16 protein-coding genes are annotated in these 20,789 nt (G+C 39.2%); 8 read left to right on the top strand and 8 right to left on the bottom strand.

All coding sequences use genetic code 11. The features are described from left to right. Positions 1-18: 18 nt before the first annotated feature. The gene (locus ACX0HA_RS05690) at positions 19-2,253 is read left to right on the top strand and encodes a TonB-dependent receptor (protein WP_458844305.1); all 2,235 of its coding nucleotides are present in this window, start codon (positions 19-21) and stop codon (positions 2,251-2,253) included. Positions 2,254-2,323: 70 nt separating this feature from the next. Then, positions 2,324-2,674 (top strand): heavy-metal-associated domain-containing protein, encoded by a 351-nt coding sequence (locus ACX0HA_RS05685; RefSeq protein WP_458844304.1) that lies wholly within the window; start codon positions 2,324-2,326, stop codon positions 2,672-2,674. A 43-nt stretch (positions 2,675-2,717) separates the two neighbouring features. Here ACX0HA_RS05685 and ACX0HA_RS05680 read toward each other — a convergent pair whose 3' ends face one another. From ACX0HA_RS05680 to miaB, 8 genes are all read right to left on the bottom strand, one after another. Further along, complete coding sequence (locus ACX0HA_RS05680) at positions 2,718-5,102, bottom strand: hypothetical protein (protein WP_458844303.1); 2,385 nt, start codon at positions 5,100-5,102, stop codon at positions 2,718-2,720. Between the two features lie 145 nt (positions 5,103-5,247). Further along, positions 5,248-6,879: a chaperonin GroEL gene (gene groL / locus ACX0HA_RS05675; protein WP_458844302.1), complete on the bottom strand. Its 1,632-nt coding sequence runs from the start codon at positions 6,877-6,879 to the stop codon at positions 5,248-5,250. A gap of 40 nt (positions 6,880-6,919) precedes the next feature. Beyond that, entirely contained in the window at positions 6,920-7,195 is a 276-nt protein-coding gene (locus ACX0HA_RS05670; RefSeq protein ID WP_458844301.1) for a co-chaperone GroES, read from the bottom strand. Between the two features lie 146 nt (positions 7,196-7,341). After that, entirely contained in the window at positions 7,342-7,716 is a 375-nt protein-coding gene (gene secG / locus ACX0HA_RS05665; protein WP_458844300.1) for a preprotein translocase subunit SecG, read from the bottom strand. Beyond that, entirely contained in the window at positions 7,709-8,473 is a 765-nt protein-coding gene (locus ACX0HA_RS05660) for a tetratricopeptide repeat protein (RefSeq protein ID WP_458844299.1), read from the bottom strand. Before ACX0HA_RS05660 ends, secG begins: the two co-directional genes overlap by 8 nt. 340 nt (positions 8,474-8,813) lie before the next feature. Next, the gene (locus ACX0HA_RS05655) at positions 8,814-9,299 is read right to left on the bottom strand and encodes an LptE family protein (protein WP_458844298.1); all 486 of its coding nucleotides are present in this window, start codon (positions 9,297-9,299) and stop codon (positions 8,814-8,816) included. Positions 9,300-9,336: 37 nt separating this feature from the next. Beyond that, entirely contained in the window at positions 9,337-10,620 is a 1,284-nt protein-coding gene (locus ACX0HA_RS05650; protein WP_458844297.1) for a sigma-54 interaction domain-containing protein, read from the bottom strand. Between the two features lie 14 nt (positions 10,621-10,634). Further along, complete coding sequence (miaB, locus tag ACX0HA_RS05645; RefSeq protein ID WP_458844296.1) at positions 10,635-12,086, bottom strand: tRNA (N6-isopentenyl adenosine(37)-C2)-methylthiotransferase MiaB; 1,452 nt, start codon at positions 12,084-12,086, stop codon at positions 10,635-10,637. 218 nt (positions 12,087-12,304) lie between these two features. Here miaB and topA point away from each other — a divergent pair, with 218 nt between their 5' ends. From topA to porN, 6 genes are all read left to right on the top strand, one after another. Then, positions 12,305-14,806, top strand: a complete 2,502-nt coding sequence (gene topA / locus ACX0HA_RS05640; protein ID WP_458844295.1) for a type I DNA topoisomerase — start codon at positions 12,305-12,307, stop codon at positions 14,804-14,806. Positions 14,807-14,809: 3 nt separating this feature from the next. After that, positions 14,810-15,964, top strand: a complete 1,155-nt coding sequence (locus tag ACX0HA_RS05635) for a formimidoylglutamase (RefSeq protein WP_458844294.1) — start codon at positions 14,810-14,812, stop codon at positions 15,962-15,964. Between the two features lie 149 nt (positions 15,965-16,113). Further along, positions 16,114-17,493 carry a T9SS ring complex lipoprotein PorK/GldK gene (gene porK / locus ACX0HA_RS05630; protein ID WP_458844293.1) on the top strand — a complete coding sequence of 460 codons (1,380 nt, stop codon included), beginning with the start codon at positions 16,114-16,116 and terminating at the stop codon, positions 17,491-17,493. A 70-nt stretch (positions 17,494-17,563) separates the two neighbouring features. Beyond that, the gene (gene porL, locus ACX0HA_RS05625; protein ID WP_458844396.1) at positions 17,564-18,199 is read left to right on the top strand and encodes a type IX secretion system motor protein PorL/GldL; all 636 of its coding nucleotides are present in this window, start codon (positions 17,564-17,566) and stop codon (positions 18,197-18,199) included. A 52-nt stretch (positions 18,200-18,251) separates the two neighbouring features. Then, positions 18,252-19,802, top strand: a complete 1,551-nt coding sequence (gene porM, locus ACX0HA_RS05620) for a type IX secretion system motor protein PorM/GldM (RefSeq protein ID WP_458844292.1) — start codon at positions 18,252-18,254, stop codon at positions 19,800-19,802. 46 nt (positions 19,803-19,848) lie between these two features. After that, a complete protein-coding gene (porN, locus tag ACX0HA_RS05615; protein WP_458844291.1) occupies positions 19,849-20,775 on the top strand; it encodes a type IX secretion system ring subunit PorN/GldN in 927 nt (308 codons plus the stop codon). Positions 20,776-20,789 lie beyond the last annotated feature (14 nt).

The following is a 20,789-nucleotide window of genomic DNA, read 5'->3' as shown; positions in this document are numbered from 1 at the left end:
AATGATATAACTTTTTTTATGCGCAAAATATTTATATTGCTGTTGCTATGTGTTACTTATGCACAGGCACAGGAAAATGTAAGCGGTAAGGTTCTCGACGAGCAAAATAATCCGCTTCCGGGTGCCGGTATCAACTGGCTTAATACTACAATAGCGGCTTCGACCGCAGAAGACGGTACTTTTTCAATACCATATTCATCCGAAAACAAAAAACTCCTTATCAGCTATCTGGGGTATCCCACTGATACGATTGAGGTAGATTCTCCAAAATATATCGAACATAAGATGAAACCTGCCAAAGGCAAAGATCTTAATGAGGTTGTGGTAGATAAAACCCGAAAAAGCCTTGAACGCAGCCAGGTTAAAGCGGCTAACGTAACTACCATGGGAAGTAAAGAGCTGCTAAAAGCTGCTTGTTGTAATATCGCTGAAGCCTTCGAAACAAATCCATCTATTGATGTTAGCTTCTCAGATGCCCTTACTGGTACACGCCAAATTAAAATGCTTGGTCTTACAAGCCCGTATCTGCTTATCGCCGAAGAGAATATTCCGGCTGTGAGAGGAGCGTCTCAAGCTTATGGCCTATCATTTGTCCCGGGCACCTGGGTAGAGAGTATCCAGATCACTAAAGGAGCAGGGCCGGTAATTAATGGCTACGAAAGTATTTCCGGACAAATCAACTACGAGCTATTAAAGCCTGTAAACGATATTCCGTTCTTTTTAAATGCTTATGGGTCTACCGACAGTCGTTTCGAACTGAATACCCATTTCAACAAGAAATTCTCAGAGAAATGGAGCAGCAGCCTTTTCGTTCACGGTAATGCAAGGGTGAGTAAAAATGACATGAATGATGATGGTTTTCTGGATAATCCTTTAGGGAAGCAGATTAACGTAATGAATCGCTGGCAGTATACCGATACTGAGAAAGGCTGGGTAGGTTTTATCAATGCACGTTATATGCGTGATGAAAAACAAACCGGTCAGGTCGATTTTGATCCGGATACCGATAAGTTTACTACTAATCACTGGGGCTCTGAAATAAATACAGATAAGGCTGACATCTCAGGAAAACTTGGTTATGTATTCCCTGATATGCCCTATCAGAGTATAGGATTGCAGTCGGCATTTAACTGGCACAGGCAGGAGTCTTACTTTGGGTTCAGAACCTATGATATAGACCAGAAGAGCTTTTACTCTAACCTTATTTTCAATTCTATTATAACCAATACACTGAACAAGTTTGCTACAGGTTTAAACTTTACCTATGATAAATATGGTGAATTTGTAAACACTACTGATTACAGCAGGATAGATAATTCAGTAGGTGCATTTTTTGAATATACCTATGATAATGCTAACGATTTCACCATTGCGCTGGGCGGCCGTTTTGATGTACACAACCGACTTGGAGCTTTTGCAACGCCTAGGATGCACCTTCGATACAATCCATGGGAAAAAGGTACATTAAGGGCTTCCGCCGGAAGAGGGAAGAGGGCAGCGAATATTTTTGCAGAAAATCAATCATTGTTCGGTAGTTCACGTTCGTTAGATGTTATCAATGGTGGAGGGAAAGTATACGGGCTTGACCCTGAAATTGCGTGGAACTATGGTGTGAGCTTTGTGCAGGGCTTTACTTTGTTTGGCAAAAACACAGAATTTGTGGTAGATTTCTACAGGACCGATTTCCAAAATCAGGCGGTTGTAGACCTTTATGCATCGCCGCAACAGGCATTATTCTATAACTTAGATGGCAAATCGTATGCTAACAGCCTACAGTTGGAGTTAAATTATGAGATAACACACCATTTCAATGTACGTACAGCCTACAAGTATTACGATATACAAACGCAATATACTACCGGTATGCAGGATAGGGCACTTCAGGCAAAACACCGTTTCTTTACTAATCTGGCCTATGAAACGCATATTGTTGATGGAGGAAGACAATGGAAGTTTGACTTTACCTATAACTGGATGGGCAAGCAACGCCTTCCTTATACCGGGACTAACAGCCCGGAGAATCAAATGGGCAATTATTCGCCATCTTTCTCGTTAATGAATGCACAGGTAACGCGTACGTTCTCAGGTGTTTTTGAAGCTTATGTGGGTGCCGAGAATTTAGGTAACTATCAGCAAAAGAAAGCTGTTCTGGGTGCTAACGACCCTTTTGGCAACGAATTTGATACTTCAATAGTATATGCTCCAATTTTTGGGCAGATGTATTATGCAGGTATACGTTTTAAAATAAAATAAAATGCTCAATCCCTTCTCCTTTGGGAGAGGAGGGGTGGGTTCAGGAGTTAATATAAACTAATCGAAAATAATGAAAAAACTAATTATGATCATGCTTGTAACCCTGGTAGGTCTATCAGTACAGGCACAGGACAAAAAACAGGAAAAGAAAAAGAATGCAACCTATGAGATTGCTGTTAATGGTAATTGTGGTATCTGTAAGAAAAGAATCGAAGCTGCTGCCTACAGCGTTAAAGGTGTTAAGTCGGCACAATGGCATCAGGACCATCATGATATGCATCTTATTATTGATGAGAATAAATGCAGTATCGATGATGTACATGCTGCGGTTGCTAAAGCCGGACATGACACCGATAAAGTAAAAGCCAAAGATGAAGTGTATGATAAGCTTCACGGATGCTGCCAGTATGAAAGGCTGTAATTTTTAAAAGAAAAAACCCAACTTATGTTGGGTTTTCTTTTTATTAGCTTTTAGGGTCAATAGTTTTTATTTCTGAGATCAGTTTGCCGTCTGCACTAAAGCCTTCTATTAATACTTTTAAAGGTTTTGATGACATTTTAGGGATTGAAATGTTGAACTCACCATTCTCATTGGTCATTATAGTTGGCTGCCAGTCTATAATGCCGAAGTTTTCAAAGCCTTTATCATCAACACTGTTATACGTAACATTTTCAAATCTAATAGGTTTTTCAAAACTGTTTTTAACAATTATTGTAGGTGTCAGTCCCTTTTTACTAGGGCCTGCCCCTTTTTTCAGATATATTTTTATCATACCAGCATAATTGCGCATCGAAGGTACTATCATGGTCGAGCTCATGTATATTTCATCCACATCGTCCAGATAAATTTGTGAAAGCAATGAAATATCTAATAGCTGTGCGTTATCTATATAAATAATAGGAACGGACTGTGAAGCATTTATAGTATTCACTGTACGGCTATAGATCATTAGTTGCCCTGTCTGGTAATTATTTTCGACCCTAAAACCTCCGTATGTTTTTATGAACTGAACAACGTTTTGATACTTCGATGCTTTATCTTCAGTGATTTTATAGCCATGTAAGTTTCCGTTACCAAAGCTATTGGCAAATTTTAAAGCGTTGCCTTCTATTTGTACTTCATCGAGTTCGGTAGAAGATGCATCACTAAGAATATTCGGGCTTTTAAATCCATCAGAATTAGTTAATGTGGTGTAAAATTGAGGTTCAGGCTTGTACGATTTATTAAACTTAGCATTTCCGTTAAGTACCTGTGGTGCTAGGGTTAATTCTTTCGGCTCGTTTCCCTTTTTGATTAGTGTGAAATTTACGTAAGATGAGTCGGTTATGATAAGATGGTCGAAAGTAAACTCTTTATTTTCATTTACAGTGGTGATTTCATCAATTCCCGATGTGACCGAATACAATCTCAACTTTGCAAAACGAGTGTCGATGGTGCCGGGAATCGTGCCTTTAAGAGTAACTCCCATGTCAAAAAGGTAGTTGCTTTTGGGTGGATTTTGTCTGATGTTGATCCAGTTGTATTTGCTTTTCTGGCTGATCAAAAACATATCCAGCTCATATAATTTGTTTTTAGAAAGTGTTGTGAAATAATGCCTGCCAGATACTTTATGTTGGTTTTCTATGTAAGGTAATAAAAGGAATGAACCATATATATCGTTTGTGTCGTCAAAGCTTATGGTTGTTTCCGGTAGTACGGTTAAGCTTAGGTTCATGTTGGGGTAATTTACTTTACCTGAGTATTTTAATTTTTCATTAGCTTGTCCGGCTTTTGCAATATTTATACTAAGCCCGCTCTTTGGATAATTAAAGAACATCCTTTCCGATAATTGGATCAGATTGCTGTCGATTATTCTTATAGTGTTTAGCCCTTCGGCCAGATCAGCATTTGGAATTACAATAGATTGCTCAAAACTAGAAGTACCCGGATTCAGTTTTAGTTCATATACAAGTACTTTATCATCCTGGTGGATGAGCATATATAATGCTTGACCATTAAAAGAATCACATGTTATTTTGTTCGTGCGAACTTTTATTATTGTTTTATCGGCAATGGTAAAATTGTTTACTTCCAGCGAAATGCCTTTCAGTTCAGCTACAGGCAGAGGTTTTTCGTGTTTTGTGTCTTCAAGCGTTACTATGGCTTTATACCCGTCAGGAGTTTTGGCAGGTAGTTCAAACTTCCCAAAACCAAGCCTGTTTAACTGTACTTTTCTGAAGAGTTTTCCGGAAGCGTCAACAATATCGACTGTAGTAACCGGTAAAGGATTATTGTTGCAGTCGGCCACGTGTACACCGATAGTGTTTGCGGAAGTGCTTAGCAGTGTGCCTCCTTCAGGCCTCAAATCAATTATGATTTTAGAAGGATCTGCTTTAGCTATTGCGTTGCCTACGCCTGTTTCGGGATTCACTACCGAAATTTCGTAAACGGCGGATTCATCTTCTATGAAATTATTCATCCAGTTGGTATAAAACTGAAGGTAATATTTTCCGGATTTAAATTTATTTCCAAGCTTAAAAGATCCTGTGAAGCTTCCAATATTACCGTAAATAAGCTTGGTTTCAATAATTTTTCCTTCAGAATCTATAAGAGAACCATATATGTTTACCGTGTTGAAAAAAGGAATATTTTTCTTGCGATGAAATACATAGCCCTTAAACCAAACGCTTTCATTAGTCATAAAAACTTTTTTGTCTAGTTGTACGTGAATGTTTTCACGTTCCATAGCGAAATAGTCGACTACAGACTTCATGATCTCTTCACTCTTTGCTTGTTGGGAATACGTTTTTTGTGTAGTAGTAAATAGCAACACGCCTATTGCTAAAAAGGCATAAATTAAATTTTTCATTGGTTGGCTGAATGGATAGTTGGATACTGCAAAAATATATTTTTTGGTGTTATAATTTAACAAAATAGATGTTTTCGTGTTAAAATAAACAAAAAAGGAGCGTTCGAAAAACGCTCCTTTGTATAAGTTGTTGAAATATTGTTTATTACATCATTCCAGGCATTCCGCCGCCCATTGGCATTCCGCCTCCGGCACCTTCTTCTTTAATATCAATAAGGGCACACTCAGTTGTAAGTATCATACCGGCTACTGATGCTGCGTTTTCAAGAGCAACACGTGTAACTTTTTTAGGGTCAATGATACCTGCAGCAAGCATGTCTACATACTCATCAGTTTTTGCATTGTAACCAAAATCCCCTGAGCCTTCAGCAACTTTTGCAACAACTACAGATCCTTCAAGGCCTGCATTCTCAACAATAGTCCTTAGTGGAGCCTCAACAGCACGCGATACGATTTGGATACCTGTAGCTTCATCAGCGTTCTCAGCATTAATCGATGATAGAACAGTCTTAGCTCTTAACAAGGCAACACCACCACCGGCAACAATACCTTCTTCAACAGCTGCTCTTGTAGCGTGAAGCGCATCATCTACGCGGTCTTTTTTCTCTTTCATTTCTACTTCAGATGCAGCACCTACATATAGTACAGCTACACCACCTGCAAGTTTGGCAAGCCTTTCCTGAAGTTTTTCCCTGTCATAATCAGATGTTGTAGTTTCCATCTGTGCTTTGATCTGGTTAACACGTCCTTTAATGTCATCCTGGTTACCTGCACCATTTACAATAGTAGTGTTGTCTTTATCGATAGTCACTTTTTCACAAGTACCCAGCATTTCAAGCGTAGCATTTTCAAGAGTATAACCTCTTTCTTCAGCGATTACTGTACCACCTGTAAGGATTGCGATATCCTCAAGAAGAGCTTTTCTTCTGTCGCCAAAGCCCGGAGCCTTTACAGCAGCGATTTTAAGTGCACCCCTTAGTTTGTTTACTACCAGTGTAGCAAGAGCTTCTCCGTCTACATCTTCAGCGATAATTAATAATGGTCTTCCTGATTGTGCAACCGGTTCAAGTACCGGAAGCAGGTCTTTCATTGAAGATACTTTTTTGTCATATAGTAAAATGTATGGCCTGTCAAGTTCGGCCTCCATTTTTTCTGAGTTGGTAACGAAGTAAGCAGAAAGGTAACCTCTGTCAAACTGCATGCCTTCTACAACATCCACATAAGTATCAGTTCCTTTAGCTTCTTCAACAGTGATAACACCTTCTTTACCTACTTTACCAAAAGCAGTAGCGATAAGTTCGCCTATAGTTTCATCGTTGTTAGCAGAAATAGAAGCGATCTGTTTGATTTTTTCGCTGTCAGAACCTACAACTTTCGCTTGTTTAGAAAGATCAGCTACAATAGCCTCAACCGCTTTGTCAATACCGCGTTTAAGATCCATTGGGTTGGCACCTGCAGCTACGTTCTTAAGGCCTTCTTTAACGATAGCCTGAGCCAGAACTGTTGCAGTAGTTGTACCGTCACCGGCAAGGTCATTGGTTTTAGAAGCTACTTCTTTAACCATTTGTGCACCCATGTTTTCAAGGGTGTCAGCAAGTTCAATTTCTTTGGCTACAGATACACCATCTTTAGTTACTGTAGGTCCGCCAAATGATTTGCTGATGATAACGTTACGGCCTTTAGGGCCTAGAGTTACTTTTACTGCATTTGCCAATGCATCCACACCTCGCTTTAAGCCATCGCGTGCTTCTATGTCAAATTTTATTTCTTTAGCCATTGTGTTTTCTGTATATGTTTTTTAAAATAATTAACCTCAATTAGATTACAGCAAAAATTTCTTCTTCTTTCATGATAAGGTAATCCTTGCCATCAAATTTCAATTCAGTTCCGGCATATTTTCCGTATAGAACAGTGTCACCAACTTTTACAGTCATGTCATGGTCTTTAGTGCCATTACCAACGGCTACTACTATACCTTTTTGTGGTTTTTCTTTAGCGGTGTCAGGAATGAATATCCCTGATGCAGTCTGTGTTTCTGCAGCTACCGGCTCAATAAGTACGCGGTCTGAAAGGGGTTTAATGTTTAAAGCCATATTTATATTAATTTAATTTTGATTGTTATTAATTGATATTTCTTTTTTTTCAGAAATTATGCCAGTTGGTTGAAGTATGACATATTTTCAGAAAAAATGCCAGCTTAATAAGGCTGGCATTTTTATATCGTTTATTTACGAAGAAATTACTGTTGTGGTTGTGCCGCAGGAGCCGGTGTTGTTGCAGGCTGTGCAGCTGGGGTTGCAGGTTTAGCTTCTCCATTAGCAGGAACCGCCGGAGTTTGTGCTGCCGGTACTGCAGATTCATCGATGAATGAATCATTATCACCCATTGAAGAAAAGCTTAAGCTTGAGAAAAGGATAAGAGCAACTAATATAGCGGCAAGTGTCCATGTACTCTTGTCAAGGAAGTCAGTTGTTTTTTGAACGCCACCCATCATCTGAGAACCTCCAATAGAAGAAGACAGGCCTCCGCCTTTAGGGTTTTGCACCATGATTACCACTACAAGCAAAAAGCTTACTATTGTTATTAGTACCAGAAAAATTGAAAAGTTAAGCATCGTTCTTTAAGTTGTTATTTTGTTGAATTATCTTTATATCTAAAATACGGTCTGCAAAGAAAACACTTTTTTCCGGATATTTCAAAATTAAAATTTCATATGCCTGAATTGCTTTGCTGTATTTTTTTTGCTCGAGGTAAACCCTTGCCAGAGTTTCAGTCATCAGCATAGAGCTGTCTTGTGTACTTCGCTCAACGTTTACTACGGGTGACGTACTGTTTTTGGCAGGTGCGATCTTAGGATTCGTTTCTATGAATTTGTCTATCAGCTCCATTTTTTTAGCGATAGGGTCGTCATTTTCATTGTCTGAAATTATTTCTGTTGCTTCCTCATCTCTTATTATAGGTGCCAGTCTTGATAATTGAAGCCATTCAGCAAAGGAGTGAGTTTCGTTGCTGTTAAAATCTAATGGTTTACCGATGCTGAGTTTCTCTTCGGTTGCCTCAACATTAGTTTCTGTTTTTTGAGGAGTCTCTGTTTCAGGTTTTACAGTTGCCTGTTCTTCTGCAGACTGTATAGAATCCCTGACCGAATTTGTAAGTTTATCTGAAACTTCAGGTTGTTTTATAGTTGGTGAATACGAAGTCTGTGTTTCTTCGATGGACTGAATAGAACGTTTAATAGATTCTTCTATCTTATCGACTGGTGTTTCAGACTTGGTGAATTCGACGGGTTGAGTGATTTCAGTGATACTTACTGTTTCCAGTGTTTCACTATCGTTAACATCGATGGCTTGTACAGCTATTTCCTGTTGCACAAAAACCTCTTTTTCGATGGTTTGGAACTGTTCCGACGTAATGAAGTCAAATAAAACAGAACGGTCTGTTGTGTAAGCTGCTGTTTTTTTTAGTTCAGTATTATACCTGAAACTATCCTGATTATAAAGTCCTTTTAAGTAAATAGCGCGCGCGCTTTGCAGGAACGGGAATTCCGAAAGGAGGGTTTCCAGTTCGGCCGTCTGCCTTTCATTTAATGAGTAAGGCTTATTGAGCAGGGATGTATAGTCTTTTGTGTTCAGTTTGTTCAGTTTGTTCAGTTTGTTCAGTGTTCAGTGTACGGAAAGACTGCCAACTGCGACAGTATACTGAATACTTGGTTTACCATTTAGCCAGTGACTCGTTAAAAATATCCTGTGTAATCCTTTCAAAAATTGCATCAAGCGCGGTATTTAGTACTGAGCCCGTTGGTAAAGCATCTCCTGAGAAATCATAGTAAAAGCTGAAAGGCTTTTCAAAATCATCTTTTTCATTCTTTTTATTAGTAAACCTTACGTTTACGGTAATGCTTAGCCTGTTTTGTGATGCCCTTTGGTCTGCTGTGGCAGTCATAGGAGAGATACGATATTGTGTTATTTCTCCCTCATATACTAAATCTCCTCCTGAATTGGTAATACTCAGATTAGTCTGGTTTTGTATTAGATCCTGCAGTCTTTGTGTAAAGGTACGTTCAATACCGGGCTCAATGATGTCGGCATTGTTCTGGAAATAATTTACCTGAAAGGTTTTGGCGTCAATTTTACCCGAACCCGAAAAGTTATAGCTAACGTTACAGGCACTTAAGGTTAAAAGTAAGGCAAAAGCCATTATAAATTTAAAATATCTCATAATATGTGCCATAAGGCTATAAGTCGTATTGTTTAATTTTTCGGTACAAAGTCCTTTCAGAAATCCCAAGCTCATCAGCTGCTGCTTTTCGTTTTCCTTTATTACGCTCAAGCGCTTTTTTTATCAGCTCTATCTCTTTTTCATCTAAACGAAGTGTTTCCTCTTCTTCAACAGTTTCTGCAAAAAGGTAGTTGTCATCGTCGTCGTCGTCTTCCTGGTCAATAACAGGTGGCTCGGGGCGTGTTGCTTTTTGAGCTGGAAAAACCTCCGTGCGTGGCAGGTCTTCAAAATCTTCAAGGGTGTCACCGTTTTGCGTGCCGTATATTTTCTGGATCAGACCTTTATTGGATTCCTGAACCTTAGAAGTATTACCATTTTGCATTAGGTCCATGGTAAGTTTTTTCAGGTCGTTAAGGTCGCTTTTCATGTCAAACAACACTTTATATAATATTTCCCTTTCTGTGCTGAAATCACTTTCCGGTTTTTTGTCCCTTACTATGGCAGGCAGATTGTTTCCTTCTTCTGGCAGGTATGAGCGCAGTGTGTTGCCGGTAATGTTTCTGTTGGCTTCCAGAACACTGATCTGTTCGGCTACATTTCGTAACTGACGTATATTTCCTCCCCAACGGAATTTTTGCAGTAATTGTACTGCATCATCTTCCAGCTTAATAGGGGGCATTTTATATTTATGGGCAAAGTCAGAAGAAAATTTTCTGAACAGCAGATGAATATCATCTTTCCTGTCACGTAGCGGCGGAAGTGAAATGTCAACCGTGCTTAAACGATAGTAGAGGTCTTCCCTGAATCTTCCTTTTTCAATAGCGTCGAACATATTCACGTTTGTAGCTGCTACAATGCGCACATTGGTTTTTTGTACCTGCGACGAACCTACTTTTATGAATTCACCATTTTCAAGTACACGAAGCAGTCTTACCTGTGTGGTAAGTGGCAGTTCGCCCACTTCGTCCAGGAATATTGTACCGCCATCGGCAACCTCAAAATAGCCTTCGCGGGTTCCAGTGGCACCGGTAAAAGCACCTTTTTCGTGTCCAAATAGTTCGCTGTCAATAGTTCCTTCGGGTATAGCACCACAGTTTACTGCAATATATTTACCATGCTTTCTGTGTGATAAGGCATGTATAATCCTAGGAATATTTTCTTTACCTACACCGCTTTCTCCCGTTACCAGTACCGAAATGTCGGTTGGAGCAACCTGGATCGCTTTTTCTATGGCACGATTAAGCTTAGGGTCGTTCCCTATAATCTCGAATCGCTGCTTTATGGCTTGTACACTTTCCATATGTTTTCTTTGGCTTAACCCTGCATTTTTTCACTATATCCAACCGCTTCACCAATAAGTGTTGCAGAAGTACATTCGCTTATAAGAACATTTACAAAATCGCCCGGTTTGTAGTCGCCTTTAGGGAATACAACAACCGTATTTTGAGAGTTTCTTCCGCTCCAGTGGGCGTCAGAACGTTTTGATTCTTTTTCTACCAGTACTTCCACTACCTGGCCAATGAAACGCTGTGTGCGCTCTAAAGCCATTTTTTGCTGAAGATTGATAATTTCTGTAAGCCTGCGGTTTTTTACATCGGCAGGAATATCGTCTTCCATTTTTCTTGCAGCCAGTGTTCCGGGACGCTCTGAATAGGCAAACATGAATCCGAAGTCATATTGGCAATGCTCCATAAGTGACAGCGTATCCTGATGATCTTCTTCTGTTTCTGTAGGGAAACCTGCAATCATATCCTGAGAAAGTGACATTTCAGGGATGATTCGGTAAATATTGTCAACAAGCGCCATATATTCCTCACGGGTATGCTGACGGTTCATTTCTTTAAGTATGCGCGTGCTTCCTGATTGTACAGGAAGGTGAATGTATTTGCATATATTATGGTGTTTCGCCATTATCTCGATTACCTCCATGTGCATATCCTGCGGATTTGAAGTAGAGAAACGGAAACGCATTTTTGGGTAAGCTTTCGCAGCCATGTCCAGCAATTGTGCAAAGTCAACGGCAGTAGCTTTTTGCATTTCAGAAGCCTTTACAAAATCTTTTTTAAGTCCACCTCCGTACCAAAGGTAGCTATCAACATTTTGACCTAAAAGCGTAATTTCTTTAAATCCACGACTGTGAAGATCGGCGATTTCTTCCATAATACTTTGCGGTTCACGGCTACGCTCACGGCCACGGGTAAATGGTACTACGCAGAAGGTACACATATTGTCGCATCCACGCGTTATCGATACAAATGCGGTAACTCCATTGCTGTTAAGGCGTACCGGAGAAATGTCGCCATAGGTTTCATCTTTTGAAAGGATAACATTAATAGCATCGCGGCCTTCGTCAACTTCTTTTAGAAGATTAGGAAGGTCTTTATAGGCATCCGGGCCTATAACCATGTCTACTATCTTTTCTTCTTCCAGGAACTGGCTTTTAAGACGTTCGGCCATACAGCCTAAAACGCCTACCTTCATTCCGGGATTTATCTTTTTAACGGCATTATATGTTTCAAGTCTTTTACGCACCGTTTGTTCCGCTTTATCACGGATAGAACAAGTGTTTACCAATACAAGATCAGCCTCCTCAATGTTCTGGGTGGTATTAAATCCTTCGTTGGCAAGTATCGATGCTACGATCTCGCTGTCCGAAAAATTCATCTGGCAGCCATAGCTCTCTATAAAAAGCTTTTTTGTATTTCCTTCTTTCTGCTCTAAAACAAGGCTTTGTCCCTGTTTGTTTTCTTCAATAATCTTTTCCATAATTCACTTCTGTAGTGCTTAATCAGGTCGCAAAGATAGCATTAATTTCAATATTATGACAAGTTGACAGCCTGAGATATCCAGATTTAGTAATAGCTGATTTTTTTGGTTTTATACCTTAATATATATGTTGATTTCATAAAAATGATTTTAAAAAAATCTACAAAAAACTAATATTTAAAAAAATCATATACTTTTGCGACACAAAGAAAAGCAATATGGCAAAGAATTTAGTGATCGTTGAGTCGCCTGCGAAGGCAAAAACCATTGAGAAATTTTTGGGGGCAGGGTATCAGGTAGAGTCCAGTTATGGGCACATTGCCGACCTTCCTTCAAAAGAAATCGGTGTAGATGTAGAAAATGGCTTCAAGCCAAAATATGAAGTGTCTCCTGATAAAAAAGCACTGGTAAAAAAACTTAAGGATCTTTCTAAATCAGCCGATATGGTTTGGCTGGCTTCCGATGAGGACCGCGAGGGTGAGGCCATTGCATGGCATCTGGCGGAAGAACTGAAACTGGATAAAGCAAAGACCAAAAGGATTGTTTTTCATGAGATCACAAAAACCGCTATCCTAAAAGCAATTGAGAATCCAAGGGATATCAATTACAATCTGGTAAATGCACAACAGGCACGACGTGTGCTTGACAGGCTGGTGGGGTATGAGTTGTCTCCCGTACTTTGGAAAAAAGTAAAGAGCGGGCTTTCGGCAGGTAGGGTACAGTCAGTTTCTGTACGTCTTATTGTTGAGCGCGAACGTGAAATCCAGAATTTTAAAGCTGAAGGGTCTTACAGTGTAACTGCAGAATTTGTAAACGAGGCAGGGAAAAATTTTAAAGCAAAGCTTCCTAAAAACTTCGCAACAAAACAGGAAGCACAGGATTTCCTGAATAAAAATATTGGTTCTATATATAAGGTGTCAGATCTTGAGACCAAGCCGGCAAAAAAATCACCTGCAGCACCATTTACTACTTCTACATTACAGCAGGAAGCGGCAAGGAAATTATATTTTCCGGTAGGTGTTACAATGATGCTGGCACAGCGATTATATGAAGCCGGGCTTATCACATATATGAGAACGGATAGTGTTAACCTTTCGCAGGAAGCCATGGGTGCTGCCGAAGCTGAGATCATCAGGTCGTATGGTAAGGAATTCAGCAGGCCAAGAAACTATTCAACAAAGAGTAAAGGAGCACAGGAAGCTCACGAAGCTATCCGTCCTACGGATATGTCACGCCACGGTGTTAATATAGACCGTGACCAGGCAAGGCTTTATGATCTTATCTGGAAAAGAACTGTGGCTTCACAGATGAGTGATGCAGAACTGGAGCGTACAAATGTTAAGATAGAAACGAACAATCATAAAGAATTATTCACGGCATCGGGAGAAGTGCTTATGTTTGAAGGATTTCTTAAAGTATATCTTGAGGGTAATGATGATGAGGATATCGAACAGGAAGGTATGCTGCCTGCATTAAGAGTGAATGAAAAATTACTGAACAATTATATTACGGCTACCGAACGCTTTTCAAGACCGCCGGCCCGTTACACTGAGGCTGCGCTGGTTAAGAAGCTTGAAGAGCTTGGAATCGGGCGTCCGTCTACTTATGCACCAACAATTTCTACCATCATCAGCAGGAATTATGTTGAAAAAGGAAGTTTTGAAGGGCAGGAGAGAAGGTATAGCCAGATTATGTTAAAAGGTGGAGCAGTATCTGAGCAGGAACTTCATGAAAATGTTGGTTCTGATAAAGGAAAACTGGTACCTACAGATATTGGTATCATTGTGAATGACTTCCTTGTGAATCATTTTGAGACCATCCTTGATTATAACTTTACTGCAAAAGTAGAGCAGGATTTTGATGAGATCGCTTCCGGTAACGAAGACTGGAGAAAAATGATGGACGATTTCTATAAGCATTTCCATCCTACAGTAAAAAATGTTGAGAAGAATGCTGAAAGGGAATCAGGAGAACGTATTCTGGGAACTGATCCGAAAACAGGCAAGCCGGTAAGTGTACGTTTGGGTAAATTTGGCCCTATGGCACAGATTGGCGATGCCGAAGATGAAAATAAACAGTTTGCAAGCCTTCTTCCGGAACAAAATATAGGTACTATTACCCTTGATGAAGTTTTGGGTTTATTCATGCTTCCTAAAAATCTTGGGACACATGATGGTGAAGAGGTAGAAGTGAATAATGGGCGTTTTGGGCCTTATGTACGTTTTGGTAAAGTATTTATTTCGCTTCCAAAAGGGGAGGACCCGCTTGATGTTACTCTTGAAAGGGCAAAAGAGCTCATTCTTGAGAAACAACAGGCTGATGCGCCAATTGGTACATATAAAAACGAACCGGTACAAAAAGGTGTAGGGCGTTTTGGGCCGTTCATTAAATGGAATGGTACATTTATCAATGTAAACAAGAAATATAATTTTGACAAACTTACACAGTCAGATATTACAGAACTGATTGAAGACAAACTGAAAAAAGATATTGATAAAGTGGTTCATAACTGGGAAGAAGAAGGTATCCGCGTAGAAAAAGCGCGTTGGGGGCGTTCTGTTATCCTTAAAGGAAAAACCAAGATAGAGCTGAATAAAGATATTGATGCTGCTAAGCTTACACTCGATCAGGTTAAGGCCATGATAGAGGAAAAGGCTCCAGCTAAAAAGACTGCGGCGAAAAAGGCACCTGCAAAAAAACCTGCGGCTAAAAAGAAATAATAAATGGTATTCGATTTTTTACAACCCTTAGATGCTACACTTTTAGAATTCATTTCTGAAGGTTCGGCTCAGGCATTAGGTCATAAAACCGATTTTCATGCCGATGGACGATTTCCCAATCTTGAAACCGCAAAAATTGCTATCATTGGCGTGCTGGATGACAGGGGGGGCGATAATAAGCGGGAGCATCACATTCATCTTAATTATATAAGGAAAGAGCTTTATAGTCTTTTTCCGGGTAACTGGGATAAACCAGTTGTAGATTTGGGTAATATACCTGCGGGAGATTCGCAGCAGGATACTTACTTTGCGCTCAGAAGTATTGTAGAAGAGCTTATAAAAAGTGGTATATTGCCTGTGGTAATAGGAGGTTCACAGGATTTGTCTTATGCGCTTTATCGTGCGTATGATAAACTGGAACAAATGGTGAACTTTGTATCTATTGACAGTAAATTTGATTTTGGTAAGCAGGATGGAGAGCTTTCAGCGGCGTCTTATCTTACAAGGATGATAGTCGATGAGCCTAATAATCTTTTCAATTATTCAAACCTGGGCTACCAGACTTATTATAACTCGCAGGAAGAGATTGATCTTATTGAAAAGTTATATTTTGACGCTTATCGCCTGGGTGAAGTAAGTGGAAACCCCACGATTGCCGAGCCTGTATTTAGGGATGCGGACATTGTAAGTGTTGATATGACGGCAGTTAAGTCGAGTGATTCAGGAAATATTGTTAAATTTATACCAAATGGTTTTGATGGCAAAGAAATTTGTACATTAGCACGCTATGCGGGGATAAGCGATAAGGTATCGGTCTTTGGGATTTTTAATCATGAAGACAGCCGTCAGGAAGCCGCACTTGCTGCGCAGGTAATATGGTATTTTATCGAAGGCGTGCACTATCGCTCAAATGAGTATCCGTTTGGAAGTAAAGAGCATTATATTAAATATATTGTGCCAACAGAAGATGAGGAGCTTGTTTTTTACAAAAGCGATAAGACGGAAAGATGGTGGATTGAGGTTCCGTTTGTCTCAAATCTCAGCAATAAATTAAAAAGGAATACGTTATTACCATGTAATCATCAGGATTATATTAGTGCTTGTAATAATGAGTATCCTGAAAGATTATGGAAAGCGCAAAGAAAAAACATAATTTAACAGTATTGTTATAAAAACGGCACGTTTTGGCAGAAGTGTTGAATAGTTTGCTTTTTGTTTAGGTTTTTTTAATAAAAAAATTGTTTTTTTAAAAATAAATAAATAGGTTTACGCCCTTAAAAATAGAATTACATTAATAACCCAATTTTATGAAGAAGTTCATTGCATTAACAGCAACTTTATCATTTTTAATCAGCTGTGGTTCCAGTGACCGAGGGGAACTGGTAGGAGTTAAAGGCAGAAAGTGGAGGCCTGAAAAGCCTTATGGTATGGCCTTAATTCCGGGTGGTGCTTACATTATGGGTAAGTCGGATGACGACTTAGCGAATGTACAGGATGCTCCTACAAAAACGGTAACTGTTCGTTCGTTTTACATGGACGAGACGGAAATTACCAATAGCGAGTACCGTCAGTTTGTTCAGTGGGTTAAAGATTCTACAGTCAGGACCAGATTGGCTATTCTTGCGGATGAGCAAGGACAGAAGCCGGGTGCTGGTGGTATCGGAGAATTTGCATTCAAAGACCAGGAAGCTACCGAAGATCAGTCTGCTTATGATAAATACATGTATGAAAATTATTACAGTATAGGTACTGATGATGATATTTATGCAGGTAGAAAGCTTAATCATAAGGCTAAGCTTATTACGGATCCGCAAAAGTATCCTGATGAGTACTATGTAGAGGTTATGGATTCTATGTATCTGCCGGAATCTGAATCATACAATGGTTTAAGGACTGTTGATGTTTCTAAGCTTGTATTCCGTTACTCTTGGATGGATATCCAAGCAGCTGCAAAAGACAAGTCTACTAAAAACACAAGGGCTAAGAGAAGTAAGTACATGATACATGAGCAGGTTCAGGTATATCCTGATACGACTGTGTGGATCAAAGACTTTGCTTACTCATATAATGAGCCAATGCATAATGACTATTTTTGGCACGAAGCTTATGGTGAGTATCCTGTAGTGGGTGTTACCTGGCAGAAGGCTAAAGCGTTCTGTGCATGGAGAACTCTTTATAAAAATGCTTTCCAAAAAGATAAAAAGAGACAGTTTGTAAACTCATTCCGTTTACCAACTGAGGCAGAGTGGGAATTTGCTGCAAGAGGTGGTCTTCAATCGGCTACTTTCCCTTGGGGTGGTCCTTATGCTAAAAATGACAGAGGTTGTTTCCTTGCTAACTTTAAGCCTAACAGAGGTGATTATGCTGCTGATGGTGCTCTTTATACTGTAGAGGCAAGATCTTTCGATCCGAATGATCATAACCTATACAATATGGCAGGTAACGTTTCTGAGTGGACGGATTCTTCTTACGATGCGTCTTCTTACGAGTATGTTTCTACTATGAACCCTAACGTTCCGGATCTTGCTAACAAACGTAAAGTTGTTCGTGGTGGTTCTTGGAAAGATGTGGCTTACTTCCTTCAGGTGAGCAGCAGGGATTGGGAATATGCTGACTCTGCAAGAAGCTATATAGGTTTCAGGACTGTGCAGGATTACATGGGTACACAAAATACCTCAAACGAATAAGATTTTTAACCAACTCGAATTTTTTGAATATTTAAATTAATTAACTTAACTAAAAACTAAAAATTATTTTATTATGGCACTACCTAAAAAAGTTATGAATTTCGCCTATGGTATGGGTGCGGCAGTTGTAATCATCGGAGCTCTTTTCAAATTGATGCACTGGCCAGGAGCAAGCGCGATGCTTATTATTGGTCTTGGTGTTGAAGCTTTGATCTTTGGTCTTTCTGCATTTGATCCTGTTGAAAAAGAACTTGACTGGTCTTTAGTTTACCCTGAGCTTGCTGGTGGTGATGCTAAGAAAAAAGAAGCTAAGAAAGAAAACCCGGCTGAGGCACAAGGTCTGCTTTCTCAAAAACTTGACAACCTATTAAAAGAAGCTAAAATTGATGGTGCTCTTATGGAAAGCCTTGGAAACAGCATCAAAAACTTTGAATCTGCTGCTAAAGGAATTTCTCCAACAGTTGATTCAATCGCTTCACAGAAAAAATACAGCGAAGAAATGTCTATGGCTGCAGCTCAGATGGAGTCTCTAAACAGCCTTTACAAAGTTCAGTTAGAGAGTGCTTCTCGTAACGCTGAAGCTAATAAAGAAATCGCTGACAATGCTTCTAAGCTTAAACAAGAGATGGCTAATATGACTCAGAACATTGCTTCTCTAAACAATGTTTACGGTGGTATGCTTTCTGCTATGGGTAACAGAGCTTAATAATTAGTTACTATACATTTTAACACAAAAAAACAAAGACAACTAATTAGAAATGGCAGGAGGAAAATTAACCCCTAGACAAAAGATGATTAACCTGATGTATCTGGTTTTCATCGCGATGTTGGCACTGAACATGTCAAAAGAAGTATTATCTGCTTTTGGCTTGATGAACGAACAATTTGAGTCTTCTAACGTAGAAGCTACTAAAAGTAATGAATCATTGTATGGTGCTCTAGCTGCTAAAGCTGCAGAGAACCCTACATTTAACGCTGCTAAAGCGCTTTCTGAAAAAATTAAAGGTATATCTGCTGAATTCAGTGATTATCTGGAAAGCCTTAAAGGTGACATTACTAAAGATATCCATAAAGATGAGGCTACAGGAAAACTTCCTTATGAAGCTATGGATAAAGGTGATAAAATCGATGAGCAGTGGTTTGAAGGCGATGGTTATTCTCCAAAAGGAAAAGAAATCGTTGCTAGAATCGAGAAGTACAAGTCTGATATGAAAGCGGCTATAGGTAATGATGTTAAATATTCACCTATCGCAAAAGAGCTTGAAAGCAAATTCAGTACTGCTGACATCAAAGATGGTGAAGGTGTAACTAAAAAATACCTTGATTATCATTATAAAGGTTTCCCTTCAATCGCTTCTCTAACAAAACTTTCTGCTCTACAGAATAATGTTAAGACTATTGAGGCTAACGTTTACAATATCGCTCTTGGAAAAGCGGCTATCGAATCAATTTCGATGAAGAACTATACTGCTTTAGTAGTTCTTGATAAAAATGCTTACTTCCAGGGTGAAAAAGTTACAGGTAAAGTTGTATTGGGTAGGTATGATGAAAATACTAAACCTATTTCATTCAACGGTCCTGGTAAAATCGAAAATGGTCAGGCTGTTATTAACATGACTGCTGGTAGCGTTGGAGAGCAAAAAATTGGTGGTGAATTCGTATTCCTTGAGGATGGCAAAAAAGTGCCATTGAAATTCGAAGGTAAATATGTAGTTGTACCTCGTCCTAACTCTGCTACTATCTCTGCGGATAAGATGAACACGGTTTACCGTGGAGTTGAAAATCCAATGACAGTTTCATTTGCAGGTGTTCCTGATACAGACGTTAAGGCTTCTGCTCCTGGAGCATGGAGATCTGGAGGTTCTAAAGGTAAATACAACTGGAATGTTACTGGTGTTTCTGGTAATACTGCTAAAATTCAGGTTACTGCTAAATTATCAGATGGTAAAACAGTTACAGATATGAAAGAATTCATTGTGCGTCCTATTCCTGCTCCGGTACCGGAATTAAGAGGTAAACAAGGTTCTTCTAAAGGTAACAAAAATGACCTTGCGTCTTCAACTGTTAATGTTGCGTTCCCTGATTTCGTATTTGATGTTAAAACAACTGTACTTTCTTTTGAACTTTACGTTCCGGGTAATGCAGGTATGATTATCCAGGGTAACAGATTTGATGCAAAAGCTCAGGCTGCTATCGCTAAATGTAAGCGTGGTGATGTTGTTACAATTATGAACATCAAGACAAAAATTGTTGGAGCTGACGGATACACTCCTAGAGGATCTTCAACTTTCGCTTGGGAAATACAATAATTTGATTTAAAAGAACGTTTTTCTTTTACAGTATAAAATTAAAATAATGAATAGTAAAAATTTTTTATTAGCGGCTTTATTTTTTGCAGGTATGGCAACGTCTTTTGGACAGTCTAACTTGCTGAACGCAAAAACGCCGGATGAAATAGGTAAAAAAACCGCAGAGCAGGACTCATTAGATAATGATAAGCCCCTACCTTACGGTTATGTGGGAGACAGGGATGTTTTGCTTGCCAGAAAAGTTTGGGAAGTGATAGATCTTGATCAAAGAATCAATTTCCCTATGTATTTTCCTATTGATGATAATATAGGTGATGATAGAAGGTCGCTATTCAGTGTTTTAATTACTGCTATCAAAGATGGCCAATTGACTGAAGTATATGATGACTCTTACTTTTCACTGAAAAAGACAGGGGAAGATATTCAGTCGGTTTTCTACTTCAAAGAGCTTAATGACTACGGTACTGATGTATTGAATCAAAATCCGGGTAAAACTGAAGCAGATTTGAAAGCTAAAGGTTTGTTGACGGATGAGCATTATACTACATCTGAACTTACCGCTGCCGATGTTTCCAAATATAAAATTGTTGGGACATGGTACTTTGATAAGAGACAAGGTGAAATGAAATACAGAATTCTTGGAATTTGCCCTATGGCAGTTGATGCCATGAGTAAATTAAGACAAGGAGAAGCTGCTGAGCCAATCGAGCTTTTTTGGGTATTCTATCCTGGAGCAAGAGATATTTTACATAAAGCGAAAGCATTCAATGAGAAAAACTCTGCAATGCCTATCACTTTTGACCACTTGCTTAACTCAAGACGTTTCACTGCTGTAATTGTTAAAGAAGAGAACGTTTATGGAGACAGACTTATCGAAGACTACATGAAAGATAACTCTCAGATGCAGCTTCTTGAAGCTGAACGTATCAAAGATAAGATACGTAACTTTGAGCAGGACATGTGGAACTACTAAGAAGTATATTCTTC

This window comes from Flavobacterium hauense, from assembly GCF_054457175.1.
This window is presented reverse-complemented; position numbering and strand designations above follow the sequence as displayed.